At 66.4% G+C, this 12,761-nt stretch carries 10 protein-coding genes and 4 tRNA genes; 2 read left to right on the top strand and 12 right to left on the bottom strand.

The window, feature by feature from the left end; all coding sequences use genetic code 11:
- Positions 1-83 precede the first annotated feature (83 nt).
- The 11 genes from rpoB to DOL89_RS01800 all read right to left on the bottom strand — a co-directional run bounded on the left by rpoB (position 84) and on the right by DOL89_RS01800 (position 9,920).
- The gene (gene rpoB / locus DOL89_RS01850; RefSeq protein ID WP_119677619.1) at positions 84-4,274 is read right to left on the bottom strand and encodes a DNA-directed RNA polymerase subunit beta; all 4,191 of its coding nucleotides are present in this window, start codon (positions 4,272-4,274) and stop codon (positions 84-86) included.
- 374 nt (positions 4,275-4,648) lie between these two features.
- Positions 4,649-5,035, bottom strand: coding sequence for a 50S ribosomal protein L7/L12 (gene rplL / locus DOL89_RS01845; RefSeq protein WP_119677618.1), 387 nt, complete (start codon positions 5,033-5,035; stop codon positions 4,649-4,651).
- Between the two features lie 45 nt (positions 5,036-5,080).
- Positions 5,081-5,599, bottom strand: coding sequence for a 50S ribosomal protein L10 (gene rplJ / locus DOL89_RS01840; protein WP_119677617.1), 519 nt, complete (start codon positions 5,597-5,599; stop codon positions 5,081-5,083).
- A 393-nt stretch (positions 5,600-5,992) separates the two neighbouring features.
- A complete protein-coding gene (gene rplA / locus DOL89_RS01835; RefSeq protein WP_119677616.1) occupies positions 5,993-6,700 on the bottom strand; it encodes a 50S ribosomal protein L1 in 708 nt (235 codons plus the stop codon).
- Positions 6,701-6,704: 4 nt separating this feature from the next.
- Positions 6,705-7,139: a 50S ribosomal protein L11 gene (gene rplK, locus DOL89_RS01830; RefSeq protein WP_119677615.1), complete on the bottom strand. Its 435-nt coding sequence runs from the start codon at positions 7,137-7,139 to the stop codon at positions 6,705-6,707.
- 156 nt (positions 7,140-7,295) lie between these two features.
- Positions 7,296-7,826 (bottom strand): transcription termination/antitermination protein NusG, encoded by a 531-nt coding sequence (nusG, locus tag DOL89_RS01825; protein ID WP_119677614.1) that lies wholly within the window; start codon positions 7,824-7,826, stop codon positions 7,296-7,298.
- Positions 7,827-7,831: 5 nt separating this feature from the next.
- Positions 7,832-8,029: a preprotein translocase subunit SecE gene (gene secE, locus DOL89_RS01820; protein ID WP_119677613.1), complete on the bottom strand. Its 198-nt coding sequence runs from the start codon at positions 8,027-8,029 to the stop codon at positions 7,832-7,834.
- Positions 8,030-8,101: 72 nt separating this feature from the next.
- Positions 8,102-8,177 (bottom strand) — tRNA-Trp (locus DOL89_RS01815).
- Between the two features lie 159 nt (positions 8,178-8,336).
- Positions 8,337-9,524 carry an elongation factor Tu gene (gene tuf, locus DOL89_RS01810; protein ID WP_119677612.1) on the bottom strand — a complete coding sequence of 396 codons (1,188 nt, stop codon included), beginning with the start codon at positions 9,522-9,524 and terminating at the stop codon, positions 8,337-8,339.
- A 74-nt stretch (positions 9,525-9,598) separates the two neighbouring features.
- Positions 9,599-9,672: transfer RNA gene (locus tag DOL89_RS01805), tRNA-Gly, on the bottom strand.
- 162 nt (positions 9,673-9,834) lie between these two features.
- Positions 9,835-9,920, bottom strand: a tRNA-Tyr gene (locus DOL89_RS01800).
- A gap of 141 nt (positions 9,921-10,061) precedes the next feature.
- Here DOL89_RS01800 and rlmB point away from each other — a divergent pair.
- Positions 10,062-11,024: a 23S rRNA (guanosine(2251)-2'-O)-methyltransferase RlmB gene (gene rlmB / locus DOL89_RS01795; protein ID WP_119677611.1), complete on the top strand. Its 963-nt coding sequence runs from the start codon at positions 10,062-10,064 to the stop codon at positions 11,022-11,024.
- A 45-nt stretch (positions 11,025-11,069) separates the two neighbouring features.
- Positions 11,070-11,144 (top strand) — tRNA-Thr (locus DOL89_RS01790).
- Between the two features lie 492 nt (positions 11,145-11,636).
- On the opposite strand, the gene DOL89_RS01785 is transcribed toward DOL89_RS01790, so the two are convergent.
- Positions 11,637-12,677, bottom strand: a complete 1,041-nt coding sequence (locus DOL89_RS01785) for a DUF808 domain-containing protein (RefSeq protein ID WP_119677610.1) — start codon at positions 12,675-12,677, stop codon at positions 11,637-11,639.
- Between the last annotated feature and the right edge of the window lie 84 nt (positions 12,678-12,761).

Below are 12,761 nucleotides of genomic sequence, written 5' to 3'. Positions count from 1 at the left end.
CCTGGGGATGGGCGGAAAACTCGGGCAAAACCTTTGGACGGGCGGGACCCGGAGAGGCCCCGCCCGCCTTAGCACGGGCGCGATCAGTAGTTCCGCTCGTTCAGCTCGACATTGAGGCCGAGCGACCGCAGCTCCTTGACCAGCACGTTGAAGCTCTCGGGGATACCGGCCTCGAAGTTGTCGTCGCCGCGGACGATCGCCTCGTAGACCTTGGTACGGCCGGACACGTCGTCCGACTTCACCGTCAACATCTCCTGCAAGGTGTATGCGGCACCATAGGCTTCCAAGGCCCACACCTCCATCTCGCCGAAGCGCTGGCCGCCGAACTGGGCCTTGCCGCCCAGCGGCTGCTGGGTGACCAGGCTGTAGGGGCCGATGGAGCGGGCGTGGATCTTGTCGTCCACCAGGTGGTGCAGCTTCAGCATGTAAATGTAGCCGACGGTCACCTTGCGGTCGAACGGCTCACCGGTCCGGCCGTCGATCAGGGTCATCTGACCGGAGCTGTCGATGCCGGCCTCCTTCAGCGCGCGGACGATATCGTCCTCCCGCGCGCCGTCGAAGACGGGGGTGGCGAACGGGATGCCGCGGCGCAGGTTGGCCGCAAGCTCCGTCAGCTCGGCATCGGTCATCTCGGCGATGTCGTTCTGATAGACCTCCTCGCCATAGATGGCGCGCAGCCGTTCACGCAGATCGCTGAGCGTGCCGTTCCGGGCCGCATCCTCCAACTGGTGGCGGTAGCGGTCCAGCATCTCGCCGATCTGGCGGCCGATGCCGGCGGCAGCCCAGCCCAGATGCGTCTCCAGGATCTGACCCACATTCATGCGCGACGGCACGCCCAGCGGGTTCAGAACGATGTCGACGTTCTGGCCGTCCTCCAGGTACGGCATGTCCTCGATCGGGGTGATGCGGGAGATCACGCCCTTGTTGCCGTGACGGCCGGCCATCTTGTCGCCCGGCTGCAGCTTGCGCTTCACGGCGACGAAGACCTTGACCATCTTCATCACGCCCGGCGGCAGCTCGTCGCCGCGCTGCAGCTTCTCGACCTTGTTCTCGAACCGCTCCTGCAGGCGCTGGACGCTGTCGTCGAACACTTTGCCGGTCTGCTCGATGTGCTCCATGACCTGGTCGTTCTCGACCGAGATCTGGCGCCACTGCCCACGGGTCAGACCCGCCAGCAGCTCCTCGGTGACGGTGTCGCCGGCCTTCACGCCCTTCGGACCGGACACGGCCCGCTGACCGACCAGCAGCTCGCGCAGGCGGGTGTAGAAGGAGCGCTCCAGGATCACCTTCTCGTCGTCGCGGTCCTTGGCCAGCTTCTCGATCTCGGCCCGCTCGATCGCCAGGGCGCGCTCGTCCTTGTCGACGCCGCGACGGCTGAACACGCGCACCTCGACGATGGTGCCCGCCACGCCCGGCGGCAGCCGGAGCGAGGTATCGCGGACGTCGGAGGCCTTCTCGCCGAAGATGGCGCGCAGAAGCTTCTCTTCCGGCGTCATCGGGCTTTCGCCCTTCGGCGTGACCTTGCCGACCAGGATGTCGCCCGGACGGACCTCGGCGCCGATATAGACGATGCCGGCCTCGTCGAGGTTCTTCAGAGCCTCTTCACCCACGTTCGGGATGTCGCGGGTGATCTCCTCCTGGCCCAACTTGGTGTCGCGGGCCATGACCTCGAACTCCTCGATGTGGATCGAGGTGAAGACGTCATCGCGGACGATCCGCTCGGAGATGAGGATGGAGTCCTCGAAGTTGTAGCCGTTCCAGGGCATGAACGCGACCAGCACGTTCCGGCCGAGCGCCAGCTCACCCAGGTCCGTGGAGGGACCGTCGGCGATGATGTCGCCCTTCTGCACCCGGTCGCCCACCTTCACCAGCGGCTTCTGGTTGACGCAGGTGTTCTGGTTGGAGCGCTGGAACTTCAGCATGTTGTAGATGTCGACGCCGGGAGCCGCCGGGTCCGTATCCTCCGTCGCGCGGACGACGATGCGGGTGGCGTCCACCTGGTCGACCACGCCGGCGCGGCGGGCCACGATGGTGACGCCGCTGTCGCGGGCCACCGTGGCCTCCATGCCGGTGCCGACCAGCGGGCTGTCCGCCTTGATCAGCGGCACGGCCTGACGCTGCATGTTCGAGCCCATCAGCGCGCGGTTGGCGTCGTCGTTCTCAAGGAACGGGATCAACGCCGCGGCGACGGAGACGAGCTGCTTCGGCGACACGTCGATCAGGTCGATCATGTCCGGACGGGCCAGCAGGTAGTCCCCGCCCTTGCGGCAGGAGACGAACTCGCTGGCGAACTTGTTGTCGGCGTCCAGCTCCGCATTGGCCTGGGCCACCATGTAGCGCCCCTCCTCCATGGCCGAGAGGTAGACCACCTCGGAGGTGACGCGGCCGTCGACGACCTTGCGGTACGGGCTCTCGATGAAGCCGTACTGGTTGACGCGGGCGTAGCTGGCGAGGCTGTTGATCAGACCGATGTTCGGGCCTTCCGGCGTCTCGATCGGGCAGATGCGGCCATAGTGGGTCGGGTGCACGTCGCGCACCTCGAAGCCGGCGCGCTCGCGGGTCAGACCGCCAGGCCCGAGGGCCGAGAGACGACGCTTGTGCGTGATCTCGGAGAGCGGGTTGGTCTGGTCCATGAACTGCGAGAGCTGCGAGGAGCCGAAGAACTCGCGCACGGCGGCCGCGGCCGGCTTGGCGTTGATCAGGTCGTGCGGCATCACCGTGTCGATCTCGACCGAGCTCATGCGCTCGCGGATCGCACGCTCCATGCGCAGCAGACCGACGCGGTACTGGTTCTCCATCAGCTCGCCGACGGAGCGGACGCGGCGGTTGCCGAGATGGTCGATGTCGTCGATCTCGCCCCGGCCGTCCTTCAGGTCCACCAGGATCTTCAGGATTTTGAGGATGTCCTCCTTGCGGAGCACGCGCATCTGGTCGTCCGTCTCGAACCCGAGGCGGGCGTTCATTTTCACGCGGCCGACGGCGGAGAGGTCGTAGCGCTCGGAGTCGAAGAACAGACCCTTGAACAGCGCCTCGGCGGACTCGAGCGTCGGCGGCTCGCCCGGGCGCATGACGCGGTAGATGTCGATCAGCGCGTCTTCACGGCTGGCGTTGCGGTCCACACCCATGGTGTTCCGCATGTACGGGCCGACATTGATGTGATCGATGTTCAGGACCGGCAGCTCGGTGACGGCAGCCTTCTCCAGCCGCTCCAGCGCAGCCGAGGTCACCTCGTCGCCAGCCTCGTAGATCACTTCGCCGGTCGTCTCGTCGATGATGTCGATGGCCAGATAGCGCCCGACGATATCCTCGACGCCGACCTTGATCTCGGTCAGGTTCTGCTCCTGCAGCTTGCGGAGCATACGCGGGGTCATCTTGGTGTCGGCGGTGACCAGCACCTCGCCGGACTTGGCGTCGACCAGATCGTAGGCGAGCTTGATGCCCTTCATGCGCTCGGGCACGAACGGGGTCTTCCAGCCGTCGCCGGAGCGCTGGAAGGTGATGGTCTCGTAGAAGGAGCCGAGGATCTCCTCCTTGCTCATGCCCTGCGCCTCGTAGGGCAGCAGGTCCTTGCCCTGAGCGATCCGGTCGGCGCGCAGCTCCGCCGTGTCCGCGCTGTCCAGCGCGTACAGCAGGGTCGTGGCCGGCAGCTTGCGGCGGCGGTCGATACGGACATACACGATGTCCTTGGCGTCGAACTCGAAGTCCAGCCAGGAACCGCGGTAGGGGATGACGCGGGCGGCGAAGAGGTACTTGCCCGAGCTGTGGGTCTTGCCCTTGTCGTGGTCGAAGAACACACCGGGCGAGCGGTGCATCTGCGAGACGATCACGCGCTCGGTGCCGTTGATGATGAAGGTGCCGTTGGCCGTCATCAGGGGCATGTCGCCCATGTAGACGTCCTGCTCCTTGATGTCGCGGATGGACTTCAGGCCGGTGTCCTCATCAACGTCGAAGACGGTGAGGCGCAGGGTGACCTTCAGCGGCGCCGCGAAGGTCATGCCGCGCTGCTGGCACTCCTCGACGTCGTACTTCGGCATCTCCAGCTCGTAGCGGACGAAGTCCAGCACGGCGCGCTCGGAGAAGTCCTTGATCGGGAAGACCGACTTGAAGACCTCCTGGAGGCCCAGATTGGCGCGGGCGTCGGGGGCCACATCCATCTGCAGGAAATGGTCGTACGAGCTCCGCTGAACCTCGATGAGGTTCGGCATGCGGGTGACCTCGGGGATGCGCCCGAAGCTCTTGCGGATACGCTTACGTCCCGTGAACGACTTGGCCATGAATGCCTCTCGTGAACTCGCCCGGATCTATGCACCACCCGCGGACTGCGGCCACGTTGCCGCGGCGCTGCCCTGCGGATGCCCCCTGGACCGACGCTCCTGGCGGTGCGGCGGCCCAAAACACGAATCAGCGCGGGCGGCGCTCCCCTTCGGGATCGCCACTCAGCCGCGCCTCGAAATCTGTTCCCCGGAAACCGGCCCTAGCCGGCATCGGGGAGAAAGCCCCCGGCACGCGGATGCGAACCGGGGGTACCCTGTCTATCATACGAGCGTGCCCGCAGGATAAAAAAGACAGACGACGCCGGGCGGCGGGCCTCCTTCCGAAGGTCCACCGTCCAGCGTCGGTATGCGCTAGGTCGTCGGCCAAAGCCGTCTTACTTAACTTCGACCTTCGCGCCGGCGTCTTCAAGCTGCTTCTTGATCTTCGCAGCTTCGTCCTTCGTGGCGCTTTCCTTCACCGTCTTCGGGGCGCCCTCGACCAGGTCCTTGGCCTCCTTCAGGCCCAGGTTGGTGATCGCACGGACTTCCTTAATGACGTTGATCTTCTTGTCGCCGCCATCGACGAGGATGACCGTGAACTCGGTCTGCTCCTCGGCCGGGGCAGCGGCAGCGCCCGCACCGCCGGCGGCCGGGGCGGCAGCCATGGCGACCGGAGCGGCGGCGGAAACGCCCCACTTCTCCTCAAGCATCTTCGAGAGCTCGGCGGCCTCGATGACGGTCAGGTTGGACAGGTCTTCAACCAGCTGATCAAGCTTGGACATGATGGTCTCCTAGGGAACTCAGTATGTTGTGTCGTCTGATGCGGCTCAGGCCGCCTCGTCCTTCTTGGCATAGGCCGCCAACACGCGGGCAACCTGACCACCCGGCTGCTGCAAGATGCCGGCGATACGGGTCGCAGGCGTCTTGATCATGCCGAGCAGCGATGCGCGCAGTTCGTCCAGCGACGGCAGCTTGGACAGGGCTTCGACCCCCTGGGTGTCCAGAAGCTGCGCGCCGAGGCCGCCGCCGATGACCTTGAACTTGTCATTGGCCTTGGCGTACTCGGTGGCCACCTTGGCCGCCGCGACCGGGTCCTTGGACCAGGCGATCGCGGTGGGGCCCTTGAACATGGCCTCGGTGTTCTCGAACTGCGTACCCTTCAGGGCGAGGGCGGCGAGCGTGTTCTTGGTCACTTTGAAGCTGGCACCCGCAGCCCGCATGCGGCGGCGCAGGTCGGTCACTTCCGCCACCGTCATTCCCGACTGCTCGGTCACGACGATGAGGGCTGCCGCCTGCAACTCGGCATTCAGGGCCGCGACCGTCGCTTCCTTCTGTGTACGGTCCACGGTTCGCCTCCAAAACTGGGACAGGCCGGCAATTCTGCCGGACTTCCCGGTTCACGCAATGGACCCGCCCTGCCCCGAACTGCCGGGGAGAAACGGATCCGGGTTCACCTGTCCCAGAAGCGACTACCCATCACATCCAGGCCGATGCGGCTGCCCGCCCCGAGCCTGACTCAATGTTTCGCTCGCTCCCGTCTATGCAGGCGGCCGATTAAGCCGCTCCGGGTGACCGCCGCTCCGGATCGCTCCGGCCGGTGGACAGTGCCATCGCGGCACCTGCAGTCTCGGACAGGGTGGACCTCCGCCGGAGCGGGCCGTTGCCGGACCGCTCCCTTGGAGGACCGCCCCGCGGGACCGTCGCCGGACCCACGGGGAAATTCATGTCACCTGAGGGCGTCAGCCCTGCAGGGCGGCGACCAGCGCCGGCACGTCGAGCTTCAGGCCCGGCCCCATGGTGGAGCTGAGCGAGACCTTCTCGATGTAGGTGCCCTTGGCGCCCGTCGGCTTCGCGCGGTTGATGGCGCCGACGAAGGCACGCACGTTCTCCAGGATCTGCTCCTCGGAGAAGCTGGCCTTGCCGACGCCGGCATGCACGATGCCGGTCTTCTCGGCGCGGAACTCGACCGAGCCGCCCTTCGCGGCCTTCACGGCCCCGGCGACGTCCGGAGTCACGGTACCCAGCTTCGGGTTCGGCATCAGGCCGCGGGGCCCGAGGATCTTACCGAGACGCCCGACCACGCCCATCATGTCCGGGGTGGCGATGCAGCGGTCGAAGTTGATCTCGCCGGCCTGGATGCGCTCGGCCAGATCATCCGCACCGACCAGGTCGGCGCCGGCGGCGAGTGCCTCGTCGGCCTTGCCGGCGCGGGCGAACACGGCCACGCGCACGGTCTTGCCGGTGCCGTTGGGCAGCTGCACCATGCCGCGGACCTGCTGGTCGGCGTGGCGGGGATCGATGCCCAGGTTCAGCGCGATCTCGACGGTTTCGTCGAACTTGGCGGTGGCGTTGGTCTTGACGGTCTTCACCGCCTCATCCAGCGCGTAGAACTTGTTGCGGTCGACGGACGCGACGGCCTTCTTCAGGCGCTTACCGATCTTGGCCATGGGTTCAGCCCTCCACCACTTCGAGGCCCATGGAACGCGCGGACCCGACAATCATGCGGGACGCGGCTTCCACGTCGTTGGCGTTCAGATCCTGCATCTTCTGCTCGGCGATCTGACGAACCTGGGCCATGGTCACCTTGCCGATCGTGGCGGACTTGCCGACGGTCGCGCTCCCCTTGTCGATGCCGGCGGCCTTCTTCAGGAAGTAGGTGACCGGCGGGGTCTTGGTGACGAAGGTGAAGGTACGGTCACCGTAGGCGGTGATCACGACCGGCACCGGCATGCCCTGCTCCATCTGGGCAGTGCGCGCGTTGAACTGCTTCACGAACTCCATGATGTTCAGGCCGCGCTGACCCAGCGCCGGGCCGATCGGCGGCGACGGGTTGGCCTTGCCAGCCGGAACCTGGAGTTTGATGTAACCGACAATCTTCTTTGCCATGACCTGTCCTCAGTTGGGGTACCGGCGCCGCTTGTTCCAGGGCGTCGGAACCACTGGGTGCGTGGTGCGGCTGCCCATGGACTTGCAGGGCCCGGCCTCCCACGCGCTTTACCGCCGCGGCGGGGTCTCCCCTGCCGCGGCGGAACCTCGTGTACCTCAGACCTTCTCGACCTGGGTGTATTCGAGCTCGACGGGCGTCGCCCGGCCGAAGATGGACACCGCCACCTTGACCCGCGCCTTGTCCTCGTCGACTTCCTCGATGAGACCGGTGAAGCTGGTGAAGGGGCCGTCGGTGACCCGGACCTGCTCGCCGATCTCGAACTGGATGGAGGGCTTCGGACGCTCGATGCCTTCCTGCACCTGGTTCATGATGCGCATGGCCTCGGCCTCCGAGATCGGCTGCGGCTTTCCGCCGCCGCCGAGGAAGTCCGTGACCTTGGGCGTGTTCTTCACGAGGTGCCAAGTCTCATCCTCGAGGTCCATCTTCACCAGCACGTAGCCGGGGAAGAACTTGCGCTCGGAATTGACCTTCGCGCCGCGGCGCACTTCCACGACTTCCTCGGTCGGAACCAGGATTTCGTGGAACTTCTCGTCCAGGCCCTTCTGCGCAGCCTTCTCACGGATGGCTTGCGCAACCTTCTTCTCGAACCCGGAATAGACGTGGACTACGTACCAGCGCGCCGGCATGACCTTCAGCCTCCGATCCCGAGAACCATGCGGATTCCGAAGCCGACGATCTGATCGACCAGCAGGAAAAACACGGATGCCAACGCCACCATGATGAACACCATGGCGGTCGAGACCGTTGTCTCCTTACGGGTGGGCCAGGTCACCTTGGTGACCTCACGCCGCACTTCGCGCATGAATTCGGCAGGACTGGTCTTCGCCATGGCGGCTTCAGCCATCACTCTCGGGTCAAATGTCGCTTCACATCGCGGGGATCGTATGGCAGTCGCACGAAGTGGCAGGAGTGGAGGGGCTCGAACCCCCAGCCCCCGGTTTTGGAGACCGGTGCTCTACCAATTGAGCTACACTCCTATGGTGCCCTGCCGGCGCCCCGCATGAGCGAGCGCGCCTTGTAACGAATTCCCGTATCAAATGCAAAGTGAAAAATAGGATGCCGGCGCAGGTCCGGCATCCCGGCTATGCGCGGATCACCGCGAGGAGGCAGAACCTCCCCGCGGGCCACCGCATTTCTTACTTGTCGATCTTGGAGACGACGCCGGCGCCGACGGTGCGGCCGCCCTCGCGAATGGCGAAGCGAAGACCTTCATCCATGGCGATCGGGGCGATCAGCTTCACCTTCAGGCGGATGTTGTCGCCCGGCATCACCATCTCGGTGCCTTCCGGCAGCTCCACCGTGCCCGTCACGTCGGTCGTGCGGAAGTAGAACTGCGGACGGTAGTTGGCGAAGAACGGGGTGTGGCGGCCGCCCTCTTCCTTGGTCAGGATGTAGGTCTCGGCCTCGAACTCCGTGTGCGGGGTGATCGAGCCCGGCTTGGCCAGAACCTGACCGCGCTCCACATCCTCGCGCTTGGTGCCGCGCAGCAGCGCGCCGATGTTGTCGCCGGCCTCGCCCTGGTCGAGCAGCTTGCGGAACATCTCGACGCCGGTCACCGTGGTCTTCACGGTGGCCTTGATGCCGACGATCTCGATTTCCTCGCCAACCTTGACGATGCCGCGCTCAACGCGGCCGGTCACCACCGTGCCGCGGCCCGAGATCGAGAACACGTCCTCGATCGGCATCAGAAACGGCTTGTCCTTCGGACGCTCCGGCTGCGGGATGTACTCATCCACGTTGCGCATCAGCTCCAGGATGGCGTCATGGCCGAGCGCCTTGTCGCTGTCCTCCAGCGCGGCCAGGGCCGAGCCCTTGATCACCGGGATGTCGTCGCCCGGGAAGCCGTAGGAGGAGAGCAGCTCGCGAACCTCGAGCTCGACCAGCTCCACCAGGTCCGGATCGGCCATGTCCATCTTGTTCAGGAACACCACCAGCGCCGGCACGCCGACCTGACGGGCCAGAAGAATGTGCTCGCGCGTCTGCGGCATCGGGCCGTCGGCCGCCGAGCACACCAGGATGGCGCCGTCCATCTGCGCCGCGCCCGTGATCATGTTCTTCACGTAGTCGGCGTGGCCCGGGCAGTCCACGTGGGCGTAGTGACGGTTCTGCGTCTCGTATTCCACATGCGCCGTGGAGATCGTGATCCCGCGCGCCTTCTCTTCCGGCGCCTTGTCGATCTGGTCGTACGCCGTGAAGGTCGCCCCGCCCGTCTCCGCCAGAATCTTCGTGATCGCCGCCGTCAGCGACGTCTTGCCGTGGTCAACATGGCCAATCGTGCCAATGTTGCAGTGCGGCTTGGTCCGCTCGAATTTCGCCTTCGCCATAGCTGTGTTCGCCCTTGCCTGACAGTGTTCCGTCGACCCGGAAGTTCCGACGATGACGCGCCGACCTAGAATCTTGGAGCGGGTGAGGGGAATCGAACCCCCGTCGTAAGCTTGGAAGGCTTCTGCTCTACCATTGAGCTACACCCGCCTAGTGTCTTCCCAAGTCGGAGGCGGCCCACTCGCGTGGACCTGTAACCGGATCTAGTTCCGGACCCGGCACCGCCGGACCCGGTCCGTCGCGGCCAGCCCCGGACAGGGACGTCACCGCGCGCGGTAAACGGCGCGCCCCGTCTCCGGGGCACGCCGTAATTGGTGGAAGGGGCTGGATTCGAACCAGCGTACGCTAACGCGGGCAGATTTACAGTCTGCTGCCTTTAACCACTCGGCCACCCTTCCGTGGGACCGCGCTCCGACCGTGGCCGGAACGGAGATGCGCAATATGCGGATTGCGGACGCCATGTCAACGCCAATTTCACATATCCGTATCGGCGACGAAACATCTGGCGGGACGCCTCGCCTTGGGCAAGGATGACGCGCATGAAGAACACCCGACAGCCCCCCAAGGGCCAGCAATCCCGCGACCGGCGCACCGCGGCCGCGGCGCAGGGCGGCCCCAAGCGCCCCTCCTCCGCAGACGCATCCGCACGGGGTGCCGGAAAGCCGCAGCGCGACGCCGACCGCCCGGCGCGCGGGGCTGGCGCGACGCAGCCGGCGCAGAAGACCGCGCCCTCCAAGCCAGGGCTGCAGGCCTCCGCCTCGCGTGCGAATCTGCTTTACGGGCTGCACCCGGTCGCTGCGGCGCTGGTCAATCCCGAGCGCCAGGTGCGCGCCCTGTTCGTAACGGAAGGCGCGCTCGAATCGTTGACGCCCGCCCTGGCCCGGGCAGAAGAGCTCGGGCTGGACCGTCCGGAGCCGACCGTCGCCGACCGTGACCAGCTGGACCGCCTGCTGGCGGCCGGCGCCGTACATCAGGGCGCCGCCCTGGATTGCGGCCCCCTGCCCGAGCTGGATCTGGAGGACGTGATCGCCCGCGCAGAGGCCGCGGAAGGCGGCGCGCTGGTGGTGATCCTGGACCAGGTGACCGACCCGCACAATGTCGGTGCCGTCATGCGGTCCGCCGCGGCGTTCGGGGCGATGGCAGTGGTCGTACAGGACCGGCATGCGCCGCCGGTCACCGGCGTGCTGGCCAAGACGGCGTCCGGCGCTGTCGAGGCCGTGCCCCTGGTGCGGGTCACGAATCTGGCCCGCGCCATCACCGACCTGCGGGAGGCGAACTTCTGGTGCGTCGGGCTGGCCGAATCGGGGGAGCGGGCGCTGCATGAGCTGGAGCTGGCCGGCCATGTCGCGCTGGTGCTGGGCTCGGAGGGCGAAGGCATCCGCCGGCTGACGGCGGAACGGTGCGACGAGATCGCCCGCCTGCCGACCGGCGGACCGGTTGGAAGCCTGAATGTGTCCAATGCCGCGGCCGTAGCGCTTTACGAGGTGGCCCGGCGGCGCTAGTCTGCCGCCCGTCCCGCCTCCATATGCGACGGACGGGCTCCCGGCGCCGGCTTAGCTCAGCGGTAGAGCAACCGCCTTGTAAGCGGTAGGTCGTCAGTTCAATCCTGACAGCCGGCACCATTCCCCCGGATCATGGCACGCTGCCTCCACGGCTCCCAGAAGATGTCGGGTCACATGGCCGGGACGCAGGCCGAATCGGGCCAGCGCGGCGGCATCCAGCGGTCGCCCGGCACGCGCCACCGCGTCGGAAAGCTCGAGCCGCGATCCGGCGAAGGGAGCATGTGTCTCGAAGTGGTTCCCTTGACGGGCGGGCGGAGGATATCCGCCCCGTGCTCATCGGCCGTTTCAAGCCAGCGGTGATGGTCGTGCGGCGTGGCACAAGGGTCGCGCCGCAGCGGCTGCGGGCTGGCGGGGCGGATCCAAGCGATGGTGCTCGGCCCGCCGTCCCGGTTGATTGATGGCGTGCTTCTTCCGGCCACTGTCCAGATTGTCGGGTCTTGGACGATCTGCCGGCCAGTCGGCCGCCAGGAACTTGATCCTGCGGTGACCGCGCAGTGTCCAGAGCCGATCGTGGCCGGCCACGACGATTCGGAAATCCTGATCGCTCTGGACCTAATGCTTGGCCATGCCCATCGCCGGCTGCAGCACCTTGTGGACCAGCGGGATCAGCAGCGCGCCCAGAACCAGGCCGAAAAGGCCGGACAGCGCCGCGGTGACCAGCCATTCCAGGACGCCGGCAATGGCCGGAACGGCATGCGCCACCACTTCGGCCACATGGTGGATGGCATGTCCGATGGCCGGCACCCCGTAGCCTTCCAGGCCATGGATGATGATGCCGCCTCCGACCCAGAGCATCGCGGCCATGCCGACCACACTGAGTAGCTTCAGGAACACGGGCATGCCCTTCACCAGCCCCCGGCCGATGGCCTTGGTGACCGGCCGTAGTCCCCGGTCGGCCCCGCCCGGCTGGGCCGTCCCGACGCTGCGCAGCCCGAGGATGCTGGAGGCCGGCGCCTCGTTGGTGGCCAGGGCGATGCCGACATCGTCCGCCTTCACGATCAGGGCCACGGCGCCATACACGACCAAGGTGATGAGAGTGCCCACGAGCGCCAGTATCAGCGCCTGATTCCAGAAGGAGGATGACTCCTCCGCCACGGTGGACAGGGTGATGGCCATGATCTCGGCCGACAGGATGAAGTCGGTCTTGATGGCGCTGCTGATCTTCTCTTCCTCCAGCGCCTGTGCGTCGGCAGGCGATTCCGCCACTTTGCCGCCGGCGCCGTGCACCTCCGCATGCGGCCAGAAGGCCTCATAAACCTTCTCCGCGCCCTCATAACAAAGGAAGGCGCCGCCCAGCATGAGCAGCGGCGTGATCGCCCAGGGGGCGAAAAGGCTGAGCAGCAAGGCCGCGGGAAGAAGGAAGATGAGCTTGTTCTTGAGCGAGCCCATCGCGATCCGGGCGATGATCGGCAGTTCGCGGCTGGCCGCGAAGCCCACCACATAGCGCGGCGTCACCGCGGCATCGTCGACCACCACGCCGGCCGCCTTGACCCCCGCCCTTGCCGCCTGCCCGGCCGCATCGTCCAGGGATGCCGCGGCGACCTTCGCCAGACCGACCACGTCGTCCAGCAGAGCGATAAGTCCGGTGCTCAAGGAAGGGCTCCTGTCGAGGTGACACGCCGTGCGCGCGGGGTGGGTCTGCCGAGAACACCCTACTGCGCATATGGGTTCCTGACC

The sequence above is a fragment of the Indioceanicola profundi genome (assembly GCF_003568845.1).
GTDB classification, from domain to species: domain Bacteria; phylum Pseudomonadota; class Alphaproteobacteria; order Azospirillales; family Azospirillaceae; genus Indioceanicola; species Indioceanicola profundi.
Note: the sequence above shows the minus strand (reverse complement) of the source record. Positions and strands in the feature narration are given on the sequence as shown.

What these genes read in the sequence shown, in the direction of transcription:
- rpoB (WP_119677619.1), bottom strand. Translation starts at nt 4,274, where the DNA reads ATGGCCAAGTCGTTCACGGGACGTAAGCGTATCCGCAAGAGCTTCGGG.
- rplL (WP_119677618.1), bottom strand. Translation starts at nt 5,035, where the DNA reads ATGTCCAAGCTTGATCAGCTGGTTGAAGACCTGTCCAACCTGACCGTC.
- rplA (WP_119677616.1), bottom strand. Translation starts at nt 6,700, where the DNA reads ATGGCCAAGATCGGTAAGCGCCTGAAGAAGGCCGTCGCGTCCGTCGAC.
- rplK (WP_119677615.1), bottom strand. Translation starts at nt 7,139, where the DNA reads ATGGCAAAGAAGATTGTCGGTTACATCAAACTCCAGGTTCCGGCTGGC.
- nusG (WP_119677614.1), bottom strand. Translation starts at nt 7,826, where the DNA reads ATGCCGGCGCGCTGGTACGTAGTCCACGTCTATTCCGGGTTCGAGAAG.
- secE (WP_119677613.1), bottom strand. Translation starts at nt 8,029, where the DNA reads ATGGCGAAGACCAGTCCTGCCGAATTCATGCGCGAAGTGCGGCGTGAG.
- tuf (WP_119677612.1), bottom strand. Translation starts at nt 9,524, where the DNA reads ATGGCGAAGGCGAAATTCGAGCGGACCAAGCCGCACTGCAACATTGGC.
- rlmB (WP_119677611.1), top strand. Translation starts at nt 10,062, where the DNA reads ATGAAGAACACCCGACAGCCCCCCAAGGGCCAGCAATCCCGCGACCGG.